Origin of the sequence: Rhodoferax sp., from assembly GCF_028689295.1 — a bacterium.
Taxonomy (GTDB): Bacteria; Pseudomonadota; Gammaproteobacteria; order Burkholderiales; family Burkholderiaceae_C; genus Rhodoferax.
Genome location: NZ_JAQTWL010000060.1, coordinates 1 through 3,732 on the forward strand (window position 1 = coordinate 1; position 3,732 = coordinate 3,732).

The window sequence follows — 3,732 nt, forward strand, 5'->3', positions numbered from 1 at the left end:
TCATGTTAAATCTCCCTGGAACATTAAAAAATTCAAAACCAGAACCGGTTGTGCGGCAAGCCCCATCACCTTTTGCGCCACACCACCAACCATCGCGCGGCCGAGCCGTGCCTCGCCGCGGCTGCCCATCACGATCAGGTCGGCTTGGCACGCCGCTTTTGCAGCCAGGATTTCCTTGTAGGCATTTCCAACCCTGACTTCGCCCCGGGCCGCCACATCTCGCGCCTGTGCCAGTTTGATCATTTCAATGACAAAGGCATCTGCCTCGGATCTCAAGGCTTCAACGGGTACCACCGTCACCAAATGCAGTGGCAGGCCACACTGGGCCGCCACGGCAATGCCGGTGGCGACAATTTGTCGGCCCTGGGCGGTCGCCTCGGCGGCCACCAGCACACGTTGCTGCCACAGGCGTGCCTCACGCGGCACGATCAGCACATGGCAAGGCGCGTGCGCCACCACTTTGCTGACCATCTCGCCAACCATCAGGTTGGCCAGAAAACTGCGCTTGCCGCGGCGCCGAATAATGATCACATCGCTGTTCTGCACAACGGCTTCGTCGACAATTTCCTGGTAGGGCTCCGGGCCACGGCGCAAATGCAAGTCAATGCTCACCCCTGCCGCCCGGGCTTGGTCGCGCAATTCGGCAATCTTTGCCGCGGCCTCACGCTCAGCCTGCGCGGCAAGTTGTGGCGCAATGGCTTCATATTCTGGGTTGCTGACCAGCGGCAGCACGGTGGCCAGCGGCAACTGGCAACGCCGGGCCAGGGCAAAACCCATGGCCTCGGCACCGGTGTCATATTCGCTGTGCTCGGTGGCCAGCAGCAAGCGGGTGAACAATTGCGCCATGGTCAGTGACCTCCTGTCAAAAGGCCCGAGGCGGCCAGCAGCAAAACCAGCACGATCAGGGCGCACAAGCCGGCATATAGGTAGTCACGCCGTTTCAGATACAAAGGGATCAAACCCAGCAAGGGCGGCAGCGAACAGCCTACCAGCAATGCAATGCCAATCAGGTTGGACAGGTCACCCTTGCCGGCCAGGGCCAGCCATCCCCAGCCGGTGGGTGTGGTGGTTTTTTCAAGGTAGGTGGCCACCGGCAGGCTCCAGACCCCGGGCAACTGTTCCAGGGGCACATGGGGGCTCAGCATGCCAAAGAGGTAAGCGACAAAACTGATGACCAAGGCAAAAAGCCCGATGTGCGAGCCCCATTCGAGCAGGAAAGCGTAGCGCAAGGCTTCCTCCTCCTGCTGCAGGGCATGGGACGGGGTGGTGTTATTCATTATTTGTCAGCTTTCAGCCCCAGATCCCGAGGCCCTTGAGCAGAGCACGCACGCCGGCAAACAGCAACAAGGTAATGACCATTTTGCGGATCACCGAGCCCTTGAGAATGTGCAACAAACGGGCACCAATGCGAGCACCGAGCATCATACCGACCACCGATGGAACGGCGACCATGGGCAGGACGGCACCTTCGTTCAGGTAGTACCAACTGGCCGAAGAACTTGCCAGGGAAAGAACCAAACCCGATGTCCCTGCTGCCACCTTCAGGGGGATGCCCATCAAGACATTGAGCACAGGCACATTGGCCCAGCCCGCACCGATACCAAACATGCCACCCAACAAACCAATTCCTGAAAACAGCAGCAAGCCCAGGGGCGTATGTTGGGCCTGCCAGGTATTTGTAGCGCCCGAGGCGCCGTCAATGAAGATGCCGTGGATTCCCAGTGCGCAGGACAAGCGGTCGGGGCGTGTGGCATGCGGGATTTCAGATTTTTTGCTGACCAGCATGAGTGCCACGATGCCCAGCACCATCAACCCCAAAGTAATTTGAACCGCTGCTGGCGGTAGCGCCAGACCCAACATGGCGCCAAAAATGGCACTGATGCTGGCCAGCAAGGCCAGCGGCAGCGCCAGCCGCACACTGGCCAGCCCGCCGCGCAACAGCATGGGCCCCGCCGCCAGCGCGCTGGCCAGGGCGACCAGCAAACCGGCACCGCGCACAAAGTCGAGGTGAAACGGAAAAAATCCACCAACGATGGGCACAAACAGCGTGCCCCCGCCAATACCCGCGGGCACGGCCACAATACCGATCAGGAAACAGGTGACAAACAGCGCCAACGGCCAGAACCACCAGGGCATGGTACTGGCGGGCACCACACTGTCGGCGGCGTGTGCAGGCAAGGCCATGAGCAGGGTGGTGCCAAGCAGCAAGCAAACCCGACTCAGCGCGGCACAGCCCCCCCGAATCGTCATCGCGAGTAGCGCAGCAACGTGGCGATCCATGCCTGGATTGCCGCGCTTTGCTCGCAATGACGGGTGGCACATAAAAAACTGCATCAGGAAATGGTCTGATAGTACAGATTTTGCGGGTGGTTGGCCTGCGCAAAAAAGAACCAGCGCTCGACCAGCAATCCCAGGTACTGCAGCGCAAAGGCCAGGAACAACAGCACGGTCGAGGCCGTGTTGACGCCCAGCATCAGACTCAGGAGCGGCAGCGGAAACACCAGCAGCAAAAACGCCCATTTGACCGAACGCAACAGTTGGGCACTGCGGCTATGAAAGAACTCACGGGTGTTGAACGAGCCACCCATGAAACCCTGCGCCTTTTGCACGATACGCGGGTGCTTGATGCCAATGGCGCTTTGCAGGGTTGACTTGGGCTTGAGCCGGGCGTTGCGCATGAGCGAGGCACTGCGCGTGACCCAGGCCAGCAGCGTGAGCGCGGCCGCGGCAAAAGCATAGGACGTGACCAGCGCGGACATGCCCATGCTGGCGGCCAGCAGCGTGGCCAGCGTCAGCCCCGAGGCGCAGCCCAGCAGCAGGTAGTTGACGAGTGTCAGCGGACTGGCCCACTCCTGCAAAAAGCGCACAGAGGCATAGATCATGGCCGTGGCCACGAACAGCGCCAGACACAGCAGCACGGTCACCGCGCCGATCAATTTTGTGCTGCCAACGCCAGTCCAATGCGCGCCGCCATACAAAAACAGGCCCAGCATGAACAGTGGCAAGGCAATCACCTCGCGCGCCAGCCAGGAGGTACGCCACATGGTCGCTGAGCGCCAGGCACGCTCGGGGTGCCCCAGGTGAAAAAACGAGGCCAGCAGGCCCAAGCCGGTCAGCACCAGGGCCACGGCGCTGGCCATTGCCAGGAACTGCTGGCTGTCTGGTGCAGAAAGCGCCCCCAAACCGCTGATCTCGGTGGCGTACAGGGCCAGGAACAACCCTTGTGCCGCACCGGCAAGCGTGGTTAGAAAGATCACAGAAAAAGCGGGTTGCATCGTAAGTTCATCCGAGGTTCAGGTTGCGAAGTCTTCACGCCCCGCACCACGGCCGGCGTAATCGGGTTGTTTGCCATCCAGCTTGAGCGGATTGTCGACGCGCTCCAGGTCTTCGGGGTGAATGCGGATTTCGGTCTTGCGCCGCGGCAGGTAATGGTTGGCCGGGCGTGTGCCCCACTCGGGCATGAGCTGGTAACCACCACGCTCGGCAATGGCCCTGGAGACCACCGACTCGGGGTCGTGCACGTCGCCGAAGAGCCGGGCGTTGGCCGGACAGGCCAGCACGCAGGCGGGCTTGCGCTCGGGCTCGGGCAGCTTGGTGTCGGTGACGCGGTCGACACACAGCGTGCACTTGGTCATGACCTTGCGCTCTTCATCGAACTCGCGCGCACCATAGGGGCAGGCCCAGCTGCAGTATTTGCAGCCAATACACTTGTCGTAGTCGACCAGCACAATG

General features: G+C 61.3%; 5 protein-coding genes. All 5 read right to left on the reverse strand.

Going from position 1 to position 3,732, the window contains the following annotated elements:
- Entirely contained in the window at positions 1-846 is an 846-nt protein-coding gene (locus PHF15_RS16700; RefSeq protein WP_300122979.1) for a universal stress protein, read from the reverse strand.
- Between the two features lie 2 nt (positions 847-848).
- The gene (locus PHF15_RS16705; RefSeq protein ID WP_300122980.1) at positions 849-1,277 is read right to left on the reverse strand and encodes a hypothetical protein; all 429 of its coding nucleotides are present in this window, start codon (positions 1,275-1,277) and stop codon (positions 849-851) included.
- A gap of 13 nt (positions 1,278-1,290) precedes the next feature.
- On the reverse strand, positions 1,291-2,280 hold the full coding sequence (locus PHF15_RS16710; RefSeq protein ID WP_300122981.1) for a sulfite exporter TauE/SafE family protein: 990 nt from the start codon (positions 2,278-2,280) through the stop codon (positions 1,291-1,293).
- A gap of 53 nt (positions 2,281-2,333) precedes the next feature.
- Positions 2,334-3,275 carry a DmsC/YnfH family molybdoenzyme membrane anchor subunit gene (locus PHF15_RS16715; RefSeq protein WP_300122983.1) on the reverse strand — a complete coding sequence of 314 codons (942 nt, stop codon included), beginning with the start codon at positions 3,273-3,275 and terminating at the stop codon, positions 2,334-2,336.
- A gap of 18 nt (positions 3,276-3,293) precedes the next feature.
- Positions 3,294-3,732 (reverse strand): 4Fe-4S dicluster domain-containing protein (locus tag PHF15_RS16720; RefSeq protein WP_300122985.1); only part of this gene is annotated, 439 nt, incomplete at its 5' end.